The following is a 13,293-nucleotide window of genomic DNA, read 5'->3' as shown; positions in this document are numbered from 1 at the left end:
GGAAGGAGACAGCCATGACGACGCACGCCACCCACGAGGTCTTCAACCAGAGCAGCGAGCTCACCGGTGTGGACCTGTTCGCCGGACACCGGCCGCTGCAGGAGGCGCTGCGCACCCTGGCGCCGGACCTGGACCTCGCCCCGCTGCATGCCCTGGGCCGCGCGCTGGGCAGCGCGGAGCTGCAGGCCCAGGCCCGGCTCGCCAACCGCTATCCGCCGCGGCTGCGCCCCTACGACCGCGGCGGGCGGCGCATCGACGAGGTCGAGTTCCATCCCGCCTACCACGCGCTGATGCAGTGCGCCGCCACGCACGGGCTGCAAGCCGCGCCCTGGGCCCGGCCGCCGGGCGCGCACATCGCGCGCGCTGCCGGCTTCCTGCTGTTCAACGGCGTGGAGGCGGGCGTGATGTGCCCGATCTCCATGAGCTACGCCGCCACGCCGGCGCTGCGCGCCAACGCCGCGCTGTACGCCGCCTGGGGTCCGGGCCTGTCCGCCCCGGCCTACGACCCGCGCCCGCTGCCCGGGCCGCAAAAGGCGGGGCTGACCATGGGCATGGGCATGACCGAGAAGCAGGGCGGCTCCGACCTGCGCGCCATCACCAGCCGCGCCGAGTTCGACCAGGACACCGACTGGGGCCGCTGCTTCCGGCTCACCGGCCACAAGTGGTTCTTCTCCGCGCCGATGAGCGACGCGCACCTGGTGCTGGCCAGGACCGCCGCCGGGCCGAGCGGCTTCTTCGTGCCGCGCCTGCTGCCCGACGGCAGCCGCAACGCCCTGCAGATCCAGCGCCTGAAGGACAAGCTGGGCAACCACGCCAACGCCAGCGCCGAGGTGGAGTTCGACGGCGCCTTGGGCTGGCTCGTGGGCGAGGAGGGCCGCGGCATCGCCCAGATCCTGGAGATGGGCACGCTCACCCGCCTGGACTGCGCGCTGGGCAGCGCCGGGCTGATGCGCCAGGCACTGGCGCTGGCGCTGCACCACTGCACGCAGCGCAGCGCTTTCGGCCGGCCGCTGATCGAGCAGCCGCTGATGCGCAGCGTGCTGGCCGACCTGGCGCTGGAGGTGGAGGGCGCCACGGCGCTGGCGATGCGCCTGGCCTGCGCGGTGGACGTGAGCGAGCACCCGGGCGGCGGCGCCGCGCGCGAGGCGCTGCTGCGCCGGCTGCTCACGCCGATCGCGAAGTTCTGGGTCTGCAAGCGCGGCAGCCACTTCGCGCAGGAGGCCATGGAGTGCCTGGGCGGCAACGGCTACGTCGAGGACGAGGGCCATGGCCCGATGGCGCGGCTGTACCGCGAGATGCCGCTGAACTCGATCTGGGAAGGCGCCGGCAACGTCATGGCGCTGGACCTGCTGCGCGCGCTGCGCGGCGAGGCCGTCATCGAGGTGCTGCAGCAGGAGCTGGCGGTGCTGCACGGCGCGCACCCGGGCGCCGAGCGGCTGGCCGCCACGCTGAGCTACCGCCTGGCCGTGCCGGAGGAGGCCCAGGCGCGGCGGCTGGCCCGCGACGTCGCGCTGCTGCTGCAGGCGGCGCTGCTGCGGCGGCAGGCTCCGGAAGGCGTGTTCGCCGCCTTCTGCGCCGCCCGCATCGACGCCGGCGCCGACCTGTTCGGCGCGCTGCCGCCGGGGTGCGACGTGGATTTGTTGTTGGAGCGGGCGATGCCGTGAGGAGAAGACCTTGTATTGTTTCCTCCCAGTCAACTTCAAACTCACTCAAGGCTATTCAGTAACTCCACTATTGAGTCCCGATTGACAATCCACTGTCTGTTGGCCTGACGCTCTCTGCCCATGTCCCGGCCGCGCTGCCGGCTCCTCCATGCCGCCGGCCGGCGCCTCGGACCCCCGTGGCACACTGCGCCGCCTCATGAGTACCCCCCCTGATTCCGCGGTCGCCGTGGTCGGCGCCGGTCCGGCCGGCCTGATGGCGGCCGAGCGCCTGGCCCAAGCCGGGCTGCGCGTCGAGGTCTTCGATGCCATGCCTTCCGTCGGCCGCAAGTTCCTGCTCGCCGGCAAGGGCGGGATGAACCTGACCCATTCCGAGCCCTTCGAGCGCTTCGTCGGCCGCTACGGCGCGCGGCGCGCGGCCATCGAGCCGATGCTGCGCCGCTTCGACGCCGACGCGCTGCGGCGCTGGGCCGCCGGGCTGGGCATAGCCACCTTCGTCGGCAGCTCCGGCCGCGTCTTCCCGACCGACATGAAGGCCGCGCCGCTGCTGCGCGCCTGGCTGCAGCGGTTGCGCGCCCTGGGCGTCGTGTTCCACATGCGCCACCGCTGGGTGGGTTGGGCGGACGAGGCGGCGGCGCCGGGCTCCGGCGCGCTGCCGCCGCCGCTGCTGTTCGAGACGCCCCAGGGGCGCAGCACCGTGCAGGCCCGCGCCGTGGTGCTGGCGCTGGGCGGCGCGAGCTGGCCGCGGCTGGGCTCGGACGGCGCCTGGGTGCCGCTGCTGGCGCAGCGCGGCGTGGACGTCGCGCCGCTGCAGCCGGCCAACTGCGGCTTCGACGTGGGCCGCATCGGGCCCGATGGCACGGTGCAGGAGGGCTGGAGCGAGTTCCTGCGCAGCCGCTTCGCCGGCACGCCGCTCAAGACCGTGGTGCTGCGCTTCGAGGACGGCGCGCGGCGCTTCGAGCAGCGCGGCGAGTTCGTGCTCACCGAGAGCGGTGTGGAGGGCAGCCTGGTCTACGCCGCCTCCTCGGTGCTGCGCGAGGCCCTCCATCAACAAGGCCGGGCCGTGCCGACGCTGGACCTGCTGCCGGACCGCGACGCGGCGTTTGTGGCGGCCGAGGTGGCACGCCCGCGCGGGGCGCGCTCGCTGTCCACGCATCTGAAAAGCCGGCTGAACCTGGACGGCGCCAAGGCCGCGCTGCTGCACGAGCTGCTGCCCAAGGCGCTGTTTGCGCCGGGTGCGGACCCGGCGCCGCTGGCGGCGGCGATCAAGGCGCTGCCGCTGCCGCTGATCCGGCCGCGGCCCATCGCCGAGGCGATCAGCAGCGCCGGCGGTGTGCGCTTCGAGGCGCTGGAGGAGCGTTCCAAGGCGCTGCGCGCGCTGCCTGGCGTGTGGTGCGCCGGCGAGATGCTGGACTGGGAAGCGCCCACCGGCGGCTACCTGCTCACCGCCTGCTTCGCCAGCGGCTGTGCGGCGGCGGAGGGCGTGATCCACGCCCTCCAGCCTGCCAGCTGAACGCTGGCGGCCGGACTCAGCTCGGCGTCGCCGTCGAGGTCCGGGCCGTGGCCGAGGTCGGCACGGTGCGCTGGTTGTAGCGGCGCTTGCCCGGCTTGGTGGCCTTCTCGCGGCCCTTGAGCGTCGCGGCGGCGGTGCGGCCCTCGTAGGGCGCGGGCTCGGCCATCAGGTAGGCCACCGACACCCGGGTGCGCTCCGGCGTCAGCACGGCCGGCACCACGGGGATGGCCAGCGCCACCATGGCCATGGCGCGGGCCAGCGCCTGCTGCGGGCGCAGGGCCAGCAGCGAGGCCAGGGGCGGCAGGCTGAAGCCCTGTGGCGCCGGCCGGCGCACCACCACCGGCGCCAGCGGCGCGGGCCGGGCGGGGCGCGGCGCGAAGCGGGCCGGGGTGTCCGCCAGCTGCAGCTCGTCCGGTGTCAGCCACACGCCGCGGCGGCGCAGCCAGGCGCCGACCTCGGGGCGGCTGGTCCACACCGCCAGCGGCACGGCCAGCAGCAGCGGCAACCACACCGGCGCCAGCGTCGGCACCTCGGCCAGCCAGGCCACGGCGGCGGCCGGCACGGCCCAGGGGCCGAAGCGGCGCAGCGCGTCACGCCAGCGCAGCGCCACCGCGTCGCGCGAGGGCGACTTCCAGTCCAGCTTCAGCCCGGTGAGCGCGCCCACCACGAACACCGTGTGCGCCAGCATGCGCAACGGCGCCTGCAGCGCCGACAGCAGCGCCTCCAGCAGCGAGCCGATGACCAGCCGCGCCACGCCGCCGTAGGCCGCGGCCTGGCCGCGCCGGATCACCAGCGCCACGCCCAGCGCGCGCGGCGCGGCCAGCATCGCCAGCGTCAGCGCCCACAGCAGCGGCGCGCCGGCAAAGACATGGCCGGCGCCGTCGTCCGCACTGAACACGCCCAGCACCATGAACAGCAGCCACAGCGGCGAGGCCACATACGAGAGGGCCCCGCTGAAGAACATGGCACGGTGCACCGGCGCGAAGCCGGGCTCGGCCACCAGCCACACGTTCTGCAGGTTGCCCTGGCACCAGCGGCGGTCGCGCTGCAGTTCGTCGAGCAGGTGTGCCGGCGGCTGCTCGAAGCTGCCGGGCAGGTCCACCAGCCAGACCTCGTAGCCGGCGCGGCGGATGAGCGCGGCCTCCACGAAGTCGTGCGACAGGATCTCGCCGCCCAGCCCGCCGCGCCGCGGCAGCGGCGCCAGGCCGCAGTGCTGCATGAAGGGCGCCACGCGCAGCATGGCGTTGTGGCCCCAGTAGTGCGACTCGCCCAGTTGCCAGCAGCGCAGCCCGGCCGCGAACAGCGGCGCGGCTACGCGGCCCAGGAACTGCTGCGCGCGCGCATGCAGCGTGTCGTGGCCGCGCGACACCGGCTGCGTCTGCAGGATGCCGATGCGCGGGTGCTGCTCCATGAGCTGCTGCATCTTCACCAGGCACTCGCCGGTCATGACGCTGTCGGCGTCCAGCACCACCATGTAGCGGTACAGCGCGCCCCAGCGGCGGCAGAAGTCGGCCACGTTGCCGGCCTTGCGCCGGGTGCGGCGGCGGCGGTGGCGGTAGTAGATGCGCTCGCCCAGGCCCGAGCCCAGCTGCGCGCGCAGCTCGCGCCAGGCGCGCAGCTCCGCGGCCCGCAGCGCCGGGTCGCTGCTGTCGGAGAGGATGAAGAGGTCGAAGGCTTCCTCGCGCCCGGTGGCGCGCAGCGACTCGCAGGTCTCGCGCAGCCCGGCGAAGACGGTGTCGATGTCCTCGTTGCAGATCGGCATCGTCAGTGCCACGCGCGCGGCCGGGTCCGTGGGGCCGGTCTGCGGCAGCACCTGGGGCGAGAGCGTGTGCGGGTCGCCGCGGCGCAGGCAGAGGTAGCCGGCCACCGCCGTGAAGCAGCCCGCGCTGACCCAGCCGAACAGCAGGAAGAACAGCAGCAGGTGCGCCGCCTCGACCAGGTCCAGGCCGTCGGCGACGGCGGGTTGCGCCAGCACCAGCGTGGCGATGCCGGCCGACAGCGTCACCGCGCCCAGCAGCCCGGTGCGGCGCCGGCGCGCCGCGGCGTGCCAGGGCGGCTCGGCGGCGTCTGCGGTACGGGCACGGGCGCGTTCGCCGCCACCCGTGCCTTGCAGCCGGGCACGCAGCGCCGCACCCGGTCCGGACCACGGACGCGCGGGCATGGGCCGTCGATGGATCGGCGGGGCGGTGGGGGCGGTCGCCGCGGCGCTCCTCGGTTGTTCAGCGCTCATTGCGGCGGGATGGCGTGACTCCATGTCTCACTCAGCACCTGGGTGCCCAATTGAAGATAGGCGCGCAGCTCCACAGGTTGCGTGCGCGCCAGACGCTGCAGGCGCAGCGTCATGCGCCAGCCGCCGGTCTGGGGATGGCGGTAGGCATTGACGAAAAGGACCTTGGCGCCGGCCGGCGCGCTGACCACGGCCTGCACCGGCGCGTCGGCCGCGAGGGCCTGCAGCGCGGGGCCGTCGAAATCGACCACGTACTGCAGCTCCTCGGGGCCCAGGGCCTCGAAGCCGCGGCCCAGCCGTGTCTGCGTGACCCAGGCGCCGGGCGGGCGGGTGGCGTCGGTGCCCTGCCAGTGCAGCCGCCAGGCCAGCTCCAGCGGCTGGCCCGGGGCGGGCAGTTGCTGGGGCACCCAGCTCGCCACCACGTTGTCGTTGGTCTCGTCGACGGTGTGGAACTGCAGCAGCTCCACGCGGCCTGGGCCCCAGTCGCCCAGCGGCTCGACCCAGACGCTGGGGCGGCGCTCGTACTGGGCCTCGGTGTCCTCGTAACTGCTGAAGGCGCGGTCGCGCTGCATCAGTCCGAAGCCGCGCAACCCCGGCAGGACGAAGCTGGTGGCAAAGGGCGTGCCCGGGTTGTGCAGCGGGCGCCACAGCCACTCGCCGCTGGCGCTGTGCACCTGCAGCCCGTCGCTGTCGTGCACCTCGGGGCGGAAGTCGCCCGGCACGGGCTGGTTTTCGCCCGCGTAGAACATGCTGGTCAGCGGCGCGATGCCCAGCGCCGCCACCGGTGCGCGCAGGTAGAGCACGGCGCGCACGTCCACCACGGTCGCAGCGTCGGGCTTCACGTCGAAGCGGTAGGCGCCGGCCACGCGCGGGCCGTCCAGCAGCGCGTAGAAGGTGAGGGCCTTGGCATCGGCAGCCGGGCGCTCCAGCCAGAAGGCGGTGAAGGCGGGGAACTCCTCGCCCTGGCCGCCGGTGATGTCCACGGCCAGGCCGCGCGCCGACAGGCCGTAGTGCTGGCCGGCGCCCACGGCGCGGAAGTAGCTTGCGCCCAGGAAGGCGATGACCTCGTCCTTGTAGTCCGGGCGGTTGATCGGGTAGTGCACGCGAAAGCCGGCGATCTCGGCCGCGGGCGCCGTGCCAGCCGGCGCGCCCTTGGCCTGGCGGCCGAAGGCGTTGTCGGGAATGCGCAGCGGCGTGGCGCGCCCGCCCTGGATTTCATGGAGCTGCACCGGGTGCGCGAAGCCGCGGCCGACGTGGAAGTACTGCAGCTCGAAGGGCAGCCCCGCGCCGCGCCAGGTGGACTGCGCCGGATCGAAGCGCAGCGCGCGGTACTCGTCGTAGCTCAGGTCCAGCAGCGCAGGCTCGCGCGTGGTCGTCGGCGGCTTCCAGGGTTGTTGCGCAAGCACCCGTGCGCGCTCGGCCACGTCGGCCAGGCCGAAAGCCTGTGCGGACGCAGCCATGGCTGCCGTCCAGCTCAGCATGGACAGCAGGAAAAAGGCAACAGTCGTCAAAGGGCGCCGCCGTGAAGCGGCGCTGTGGGTTCGATTCATTGGGGTCCGGAAAGGCACAAAGCGTGCCGGGCGAATGCACCCGATCGGGGCAGCGCAAGACTAGCCGCCCGCTTCGCCACGCAACGTTTCTGGGCCAATGGGGGTGCAACGAGTTGTGGACCGGCCGCGTTGACGTGCGGCGCGCTGCCGATGCGGGAATTCCCCTAGGGGCATGGCACACTCGCGCGCTTTCCCACACCCCTCAGGCGACCCGAGTTGGAAAAAATCCTGTTGCAGATTGCGGCCGAGTTGAAGGTGCGGCCCGCGCAAGTGCAGGCGGCCGTGGAGCTGCTCGATGGCGGCGCCACCGTCCCGTTCATCGCCCGTTACCGCAAGGAGGCTACCGGTGCCCTGGACGACGCGCAGCTGCGCGAGCTCGAAGCCCGGCTGGCCTACCTGCGCGAGCTGGAGCACCGGCGCGCCGCGGTGCTCAAGAGCATCGACGAGCAGGGCAAGCTCACGCCCGAGCTGCGCGCCGCCATCGAGGCGGCGCCCACCAAGCAGGAACTGGAAGACCTGTACCTGCCCTACAAGCCCAAGCGCCGCAGCAAGGGGCTGATCGCCCGCGAGGCCGGGATGGAGCCGCTGGCCGACAAGCTGCTGGCCGACCCCGCGCTGGACCCGATGGCCGAGGCCGCCGCCTTCCTCAACCCGGAGGCCGGCTTCGCCGACGCCTTTGCCGTGCTCGACGGCGTGCGCGACCTGCTTTCCGAGCGCTGGGCCGAGGACGCCGCGCTGGTGGGCCCGCTGCGCGAATGGCTGTGGAGCGAGGGTTTCATCCGCAGCAAGCGCGTCGAGGGCAAGGACGAGAACAACCCCGATGTCGCCAAGTACCGCGACTACTTCGACCACCAGGAGCCCATCCGCACGATGCCCTCGCACCGCGCGCTGGCCGTGTTCCGCGGCCGGGCCCAGGAGATCCTGGACGCGCGGCTGGTGCTCGATGAGGAGCTCGTCCCCGGGCAGCCCTCGCTGGCGGAGGGCAAGATCGCGCTGCACCTGGGCTGGAGCCACCGCAAGCGCCCGGCCGACGAGTTGATCCGCAAGACCATCGCCTGGACCTGGAAGGTCAAGCTCAGCCTGAGCCTGGAGCGCGACTTGTTCGCGCGGCTGCGCGAGCAGGCCGAGGAGGTGGCGATCAAGGTGTTCGCCGAGAACCTGCGCGACCTGCTGCTGGCCGCGCCGGCGGGCAAGCGCGTGGTGATGGGGCTGGACCCGGGCATCCGCACCGGCGTGAAGGTGGCCGTGGTCAGTGACACCGGCAAGGTGCTGGACACCGCCACCGTGTATCCGCACGAGCCGCGCCGCGACTGGGACGGCGCGCTGCACACGCTGCAGCGGCTGTGCGCCGCGCATGGCGTCAACCTGATCGCCATCGGCAACGGCACCGCCAGCCGCGAGACCGACAAGCTCGCCGGCGACCTGATCAAGCGGCTGCAGCAGCTCGCGCCCGAGGCGCGCATCGAGAAGGTGGTGGTGAGCGAGGCGGGCGCCTCGGTCTACTCGGCCAGCGAGTTCGCCAGCAAGGAGCTGCCGGAGTTGGACGTGAGCCTGCGCGGCGCGGTGAGCATCGCGCGCCGGCTGCAGGACCCGCTGGCCGAGCTGGTGAAGATCGAGCCCAAGAGCATCGGCGTGGGCCAGTACCAGCACGACGTCAACCAGGGCCAGCTCGCGCGCACGCTGGACGCCGTGGTCGAGGACTGCGTCAACGCCGTGGGCGTGGACCTCAACACCGCCTCGGCGCCGCTGCTGGCGCGGGTGTCGGGCCTCTCCGCCAGCGTGGCGGCCTCGGTGGTGCGCTGGCGCGACCAGCATGGCGCCTTCCGCAACCGGCGCCAGCTGCTGGACGTCACGGGCCTGGGCCCGAAGACCTTCGAGCAGTCCGCGGGCTTCCTGCGCATCCGCGACGGCGACAACCCGCTGGACCTGTCGGGCGTGCACCCGGAGACCTACCCGGTGGTCGAGAAGATCATCCAGGCCGCCGGCCGGCCCATCAAGGAGCTGATGGGCAACACCGACGTCATCGCCAAGCTCAAACCCGAGGCCTTCGCGGATGAGCGCTTCGGTGCCATCACGGTCAAGGACATCCTGGCCGAGCTGGTGAAGCCGGGGCGTGATCCGCGGCCGGACTTCAAGGTGGCGCGCTTCAACGAGGGCGTGGAGGACATCAAGGACCTGCAGCCCGGCATGGTGCTGGAAGGCACGGTCAGCAACGTGGCGCAGTTCGGCGCCTTCGTGGACCTGGGCGTGCACCAGGACGGCCTGGTGCACGTGAGCCAGCTCGCCAACAAGTTCGTGGCCGACGCACGCGAGGTGGTCAAGACCGGCGACATCGTCAAGGTGCGCGTGGTCGAGGTGGACCTGGCGCGCGGGCGCATCGCGCTGAGCATGCGCACCGACGCCGGCGCCGCCAAGGGCGGCGCGGGGGCAGGCAGTGGCAACGCCTTCCGCCCGGCCGGGCGCCAGGAGCGCGCGGGCCGCGGCGGCAACGCCCCGGCGCCGCAGGGCGCGATGGCGGCGGCGTTCGCCAAGCTGCAGAAGCGCTGAGCGCGCGGTGGGCGGCCGTGGTGCCGCCGCGGCGCTCAGCCCGGAGCGCGGGATCGGTCGTTCAGGCCCATTTGACGATTCGAGGCCGTTGCCCTTCGGGCCGCGTTGCGGCACGCCTCGCACCCGCCGGTACGGCCGTCGCTTCGTAGCCGTCCTCATCTTTTCTTGTGGCGGTGCTTGCCTGGCTGGCTGGTGCGGGGCGGCACATGGCGCCGGTGGGGCGGCTAAGCTGCAAGCCGCCGCCGCGCCGCGCCCCGAAGGGCACGGGCCGTGGTCGGGGCAGCGGCCCTGCGCCGCAAGGGGCAACGTCCGCCGCGTTCCCCGGGCTGCCATCGACCACGGAGCGGTGCCGTGGCCGCAATGACGTTGCGGCCTCATCCACGTTGACATGGAGAAAGCGATGAGTGTCTTGAGCTGGAGCAAGGTTGTGGGCCTGGCGGCGGTGGCCGCGGCGCTGGCGGGCTGCGCCGGACCGGAGCGGGGCCCGGGGCATGGGCCCGGCCCGGGGCCGATGGGTGCCGGGCCGGGCCCCGGCATGATGGGCGGCGGACCGGGTGCCGGCCCGATGGGCCCTGGGCCCGGTGCAGGACCGGGTGGCGGCATGATGAACATGCCCATGGCCATGGCCACGCTCTCGCCCACGCAGGGCCAGAACGCGCGCGGCATGGTGGGCTTCCACGACATGGGCGGCGGCCAGGTGATGGTCCATGCGCGCCTCACCGGCCTGGCGCCCAACGCCGAGCATGGCTTCCACGTGCACGAGAAGGGCGACTGCTCGGCGCCGGACGCCAGCAGCGCCGGCGGGCACTTCAACCCCAGCGGCCAGCCGCATGGTCCGCAGGACGCCGCGCATCACATGGGCGACATGCCCAACCTGCGCACCGACGCCAACGGCAACGCGGACGTGCGCATCATGCTGCAGGGCGTCTCGGTGGGCAGCGGCGCGGGCGACATCGTCGGGCGCGCGGTGGTGGTGCATGCGCAGCCCGACGACTACCGCTCGCAGCCCGCGGGCAACTCCGGCGCGCGCATCGCCTGCGGCGTCATCGCCAGGCGCTGAGGCCGGGCCGCGCGCCAAAGGTTGGCGGCCCGGTGAATCCACATCCGGTTGCAGTTGCGGATCAACCGCTGGCCGCCGCCGCGCGTTGCTGCTCCAGGCGCGCCGAATCCGGCGCGTGGAGCCGAGGATGCAATCGATGAAATGGATGGGAGGGGCGCTGGCGTTGGCGCTGATGGCGGGCTGTGCGCAGCAGCCGGTGGGGCGTGCGCCCTCGTATCCGCCGGGCTACGGCTGGGGCGCGCAGCAACCGCAGCCCTCCTATGTGCAGTACGGGACCGTGACGCGCATCGAGCGCGTGGGCGCCGAGCCCAGCGGCGGCGGTGCGGTCATCGGCGGCGTGGTCGGCGCGGTGGTGGGGCGCCAGCTGGGCCACAGCTCCTCGGCGCGCAATGCCGGCACCGTGCTGGGCGCGGTGGGCGGGGCGCTCATCGGGCACCAGATCGAGCGCGGGCGCAGCAACGACGGCGCGATCCGCGTGTCGGTGCAGTTCGACAACGGCGGGGCGAGGGCGTTCGACTATGCCGAGCTGGGCGACCTGCGCGTGGGCGACCGCGTGCGGCTGCAGGACGGCCAGCTCTACCGCTACTGATACTTGAACAGGGGCTGGACAGCCTGACTTAGAATCCGCGTCTTCCCCTGAATTCAGCAAGAGCGAGAAAGGCACCCTGGTTATGACACCGCGAACTTCGACCTGCACCGAGGTTTCGTAGTCGCTGCCGCGCGTCATTTCCTTGCCTTTTCGTTCCTGAAGCGCGGTCACCCACCGCGCTTTTTCATTTCCGGAGTTCTCCCTCGATGATCGCCATCCAGCTGCCCGACGGTTCGCGCCGCGAGTTCCCCGCACCCGTCACCGTCGCCGAAGTGGCGGCCTCGATCGGCCCCGGCCTGGCCAAGGCCGCGCTGGCCGGGCGCATTGGCCATGGCCAGGAAGCCAAGCTCGTGGACCTGAGCCACGTCATCGACTGCGACACGCCGCTGGCCCTCATCACCGACAAGGACCCGGAAGGCCTGGAGCTGATCCGCCACTCCACGGCGCACCTGCTGGCCTACGCGGTCAAGGAGCTGTTCCCCGAGGCGCAGGTGACGATCGGGCCGGTCATCGAAAACGGCTTCTATTACGACTTCTCGTACAAGCGCCCGTTCACGCCCGAGGACCTGCAGGCCATCGAGAAGCGCATGGCGGAGCTGGCCAAGAAGGACGAGAAGGTCACGCGCCGCGTGCTGCCGCGCGACGAGGCGGTGGCCTACTTCAAGGGCCTGGGCGAGGACTACAAGGCCGAGATCATCAGCAGCATCCCGCAGGGCCAGGAGGTGTCGCTGTACCGCGAGGGCGGTTTCGAGGACCTGTGCCGCGGCCCCCACGTGCCCTCCACGGGCAGGCTCAAGCATTTCAAGCTGATGAAGGTGGCCGGCGCCTACTGGCGTGGCGACCACCGCAACGAGATGCTGCAGCGCATCTACGGCACGGCCTGGGCCAGCAAGGATGACCTGCAGCAGTACCTGCACCGCCTGGAAGAGGCCGAGAAGCGCGACCACCGCAAGCTTGGCCGCGAGCTGGACCTGTTCCACATCGACGACCACGCCCCGGGCGTCGTGTTCTGGCATCCCAAGGGCTGGACGGTGTGGCAGGAGGTGGAGCAGTACATGCGCCGCGTCTACCGCGACAACGGTTACCAGGAGGTCAAGGGTCCGCAGATCATCGACCGCTCGCTGTGGGAAGCCACGGGCCACTGGGACAAGTACCGCGACAACATGTTCACGACGGAGTCGGAAAAGCGCGACTACGCGCTCAAGCCGATGAACTGTCCGGGCCACATCCTGATCTTCAAGCAGGGCATCAAGAGCTATCGCGACCTGCCGCTGCGCTACGGCGAGTTCGGCCAGTGCCACCGCAACGAGCCCAGCGGCGGCCTGCACGGCATCATGCGCGTGCGCGGCTTCACGCAGGATGACGGCCACATCTTCTGCACCGAGGACATGATCCTGGACGAGTGCGTGGCCTACACGGCGCTGCTGCAGAAGGTCTATGCCGACTTCGGCTTCACCGACATCCTCTACAAGGTCGCCACGCGGCCCGAGGCGCGCATCGGTTCCGACGAGATCTGGGACAAGGCCGAGCAGGCGCTGATCGAGAGCCTCAAGCGCTCGGGCTGCGAGTTCGTCATCGCCCCGGGCGACGGCGCCTTCTATGGGCCGAAGATCGAGTACACGCTCAAGGACGCGCTGGGCCGCCAGTGGCAGTGCGGCACCATGCAGGTGGATTTCTCCATGGCGCAGCGCCTGGGCGCGGAGTACGTGGCCGAGTCCGGCGAGCGCCGCACGCCGGTGATGCTGCACCGCGCCATCGTCGGCAGCCTGGAGCGTTTCATCGGCATCCTCATCGAGCAGCACGCCGGCGCGCTGCCGACCTGGCTGGCTCCGGTGCAGGTCGTGGTGGCCTGCATCACAGACGCGCAGGCCGACTATGCGCAGGAAGTGGTGAAACAGCTTCAAAAACAAGGAGTTAGGGCCCAGGCTGATTTGCGCAATGAGAAGATCACGTATAAAATCCGCGAGCATTCTTTGCAAAAGGTTCCGTTCATCCTCGTCGTGGGCGACAAGGAGAAGGCAAACGGGGCCGTTGCAGTGCGCGCCCGGGGCAACCAGGACCTTGGGGTGATGAGCTCGACCGACTTCAGCCAAAAGATCGCCGAGGCCATTGCCAACAAGGGCTGAGCGGCCCCGTTTCGCGTTCT

8 protein-coding genes are annotated in these 13,293 nt (G+C 71.9%); 6 read left to right on the top strand and 2 right to left on the bottom strand.

All coding sequences use genetic code 11. The features are described 5' to 3' along the window. The first annotated feature begins 14 nt into the window (after positions 1–14). Both HHL10_RS05695 and HHL10_RS05690 read left to right on the top strand, forming a co-directional pair. On the top strand, positions 15–1,664 hold the full coding sequence (locus HHL10_RS05695; RefSeq protein WP_169159386.1) for an isovaleryl-CoA dehydrogenase: 1,650 nt from the start codon (positions 15–17) through the stop codon (positions 1,662–1,664). 196 nt (positions 1,665–1,860) lie between these two features. After that, the gene (locus HHL10_RS05690) at positions 1,861–3,174 is read left to right on the top strand and encodes a BaiN/RdsA family NAD(P)/FAD-dependent oxidoreductase (protein ID WP_169159385.1); all 1,314 of its coding nucleotides are present in this window, start codon (positions 1,861–1,863) and stop codon (positions 3,172–3,174) included. Between the two features lie 16 nt (positions 3,175–3,190). Here HHL10_RS05690 and mdoH read toward each other — a convergent pair whose 3' ends face one another. Both mdoH and HHL10_RS05680 read right to left on the bottom strand, forming a co-directional pair. Then, on the bottom strand, positions 3,191–5,335 hold the full coding sequence (gene mdoH / locus HHL10_RS05685) for a glucans biosynthesis glucosyltransferase MdoH (protein ID WP_205832925.1): 2,145 nt from the start codon (positions 5,333–5,335) through the stop codon (positions 3,191–3,193). Between the two features lie 65 nt (positions 5,336–5,400). After that, positions 5,401–6,861 carry an OpgD/OpgG family glucan biosynthesis protein gene (locus tag HHL10_RS05680; protein ID WP_235971119.1) on the bottom strand — a complete coding sequence of 487 codons (1,461 nt, stop codon included), beginning with the start codon at positions 6,859–6,861 and terminating at the stop codon, positions 5,401–5,403. Between the two features lie 306 nt (positions 6,862–7,167). Between HHL10_RS05680 and HHL10_RS05675 the strand changes: the two genes are divergently transcribed. From HHL10_RS05675 to thrS, 4 genes are all read left to right on the top strand, one after another. Beyond that, positions 7,168–9,498: a Tex family protein gene (locus HHL10_RS05675; RefSeq protein WP_169159384.1), complete on the top strand. Its 2,331-nt coding sequence runs from the start codon at positions 7,168–7,170 to the stop codon at positions 9,496–9,498. A gap of 565 nt (positions 9,499–10,063) precedes the next feature. Beyond that, positions 10,064–10,558 carry a superoxide dismutase family protein gene (locus tag HHL10_RS31110; RefSeq protein WP_375138942.1) on the top strand — a complete coding sequence of 165 codons (495 nt, stop codon included), beginning with the start codon at positions 10,064–10,066 and terminating at the stop codon, positions 10,556–10,558. A gap of 127 nt (positions 10,559–10,685) precedes the next feature. Continuing rightward, positions 10,686–11,147: an outer membrane lipoprotein gene (locus HHL10_RS05665; RefSeq protein WP_169159383.1), complete on the top strand. Its 462-nt coding sequence runs from the start codon at positions 10,686–10,688 to the stop codon at positions 11,145–11,147. Between the two features lie 206 nt (positions 11,148–11,353). Further along, positions 11,354–13,273 carry a threonine--tRNA ligase gene (gene thrS, locus HHL10_RS05660; protein WP_169159382.1) on the top strand — a complete coding sequence of 640 codons (1,920 nt, stop codon included), beginning with the start codon at positions 11,354–11,356 and terminating at the stop codon, positions 13,271–13,273. Positions 13,274–13,293: the final 20 nt, after the last annotated feature.

Source organism: Azohydromonas caseinilytica (assembly GCF_012927045.1).
GTDB classification, from domain to species: Bacteria; Pseudomonadota; Gammaproteobacteria; order Burkholderiales; family Burkholderiaceae_C; genus Azohydromonas; species Azohydromonas caseinilytica.
The sequence above is the reverse complement of the archived record's forward strand: the minus strand, read 5'-3'. Positions and strand labels throughout refer to the sequence as shown.